Here is a 662-nt window from a genome sequence, read left to right on the forward strand (position 1 = left end):
TCCTACAGCACCGGCACCCACAACCGCCCCGCCTTCGACACCGGCAGCCACACCCGGCCGCCCCTCGACCCCGCGCCCTACGCCACCGGCGAGTACCCCGGCATGCCGGGCGGTCAGCCGCCCGCCCCGGGCGGGTACCGCGACGTGCTCGGCGACTACCGGCCGGACCCGGGCGGCCCCGCCGCGCCGCCCAGTCCTGCCGGCGGCTTCGGCCCCGGTCCCGCCGCGCCGCAGACCGGCGAGTGGCCGTCCTTCCGCACCGGTCCCGGCGGGCCGGGCGACCCGCAGCCCGGGCGACCTGGTGACCAGAAATATCCGGAACAGGATCCACCGCCCTACGATTCGGGTGGTTACGGATACGGCGACGGCCGGTACCGTTAGCCGCCCGGTGACGGGCCCGGCCCAGGGGCGAGGCGCTGACCAGCGTCTCGCCCCTTCTTGTGCGGGAGGACCCCGGCAACGCGCCGCCGCCCCACGGAGTTCCCCCAATAACGGTTATCAACGTCACTTTGACGAATGATCCCCGATAATCAGGATTGATTACGTTACGTAGTCAATGGAGTCCGCCGGGTACGCACACCGGGCGCGGCCTGCCGCCGCCCCCGCACGGCGGCGGCTCCGGCGCCCACCCCCTGATCCCGGGAGCCCCCATGTCGGAGAAC

Annotated in this window: 1 pseudogene; it reads left to right on the forward strand. The window is 73.6% G+C overall.

From position 1 onward, the window contains the following. Positions 1-381 (forward strand): annotated as a pseudogene (locus tag DEF28_RS27820) (hypothetical protein); the annotation flags it as partial. Positions 382-662 lie beyond the last annotated feature (281 nt).

The sequence above is a fragment of the Marinitenerispora sediminis genome, assembly GCF_003336425.1.
GTDB lineage: Bacteria > Actinomycetota > Actinomycetes > Streptosporangiales > Streptosporangiaceae > Marinitenerispora > Marinitenerispora sediminis.